This window comes from Candidatus Hydrogenedentota bacterium (assembly GCA_016791475.1).
In the GTDB taxonomy this organism is placed as follows: Bacteria; Hydrogenedentota; Hydrogenedentia; order Hydrogenedentales; family JAEUWI01; genus JAEUWI01.
On sequence record JAEUWI010000324.1, the window covers coordinates 1 to 604 of the forward strand.

The following is a 604-nucleotide window of genomic DNA, read 5'->3' on the forward strand; positions in this document are numbered from 1 at the left end:
CCGACACCCGAGCCACCGCCGTAGCCCGAACTGGATGCGTTGCTCAGCCCCTGCGAGTAGCTATCGATGTCGACCCAGTCTTTGTGGCCCGCATCCTGACCCTCGCCAGTAATGCCACTCAGTTTCATGTAGATGTTGCTGGAATTTGCCATGATTGTTGCTCCGATAAAAAGTGCATGTGGAAGAAAGGGACATCCGACCTGCGGGTTTCGCTCATCGCAGCGATGAGCTTCCGTACTTTCATAGACGCATCGATTGCTCGCAAAGCGTCATCGCATTGAAGATTTTTTACTTCGCCCCGGCGCCCTTGGCCGATGGCAGCTTTGACACCAGACGCAGCGACACCGTGAGGCCTTCCAACTGGTAGTGGGGGCGCAGGAAGAACTTCGAGGTGTAGTAACCGGGGTTGCCCTCGACCTCTTCCACCACCACTTCCGCCGCGGCGAGCGGTTTGCGCGCCTTGGTTTCCTGCGACGAATGCTCAGGCGCCCCATCGACGTAATTGAGAATCCAGTCGTTCAGCCAGCGTTGCATGTCCTCCCGTTCCTTGAACGACCCGATCTTGTCACGTACGATGCACTTCAGATAGTGCGCAAAGCGACAG

2 protein-coding genes are annotated in these 604 nt (G+C 57.0%); both read right to left on the reverse strand.

Annotated elements, in window-relative coordinates; genetic code table 11:
• On the reverse strand, positions 1 to 152 hold a 152-nt coding region (locus JNK74_29475), incomplete at its 3' end, for a type VI secretion system tube protein Hcp (protein ID MBL7650305.1).
• A gap of 136 nt (positions 153 to 288) precedes the next feature.
• On the reverse strand, positions 289 to 604 hold a 316-nt coding region (locus tag JNK74_29480), incomplete at its 5' end, for a type VI secretion system contractile sheath large subunit (protein ID MBL7650306.1).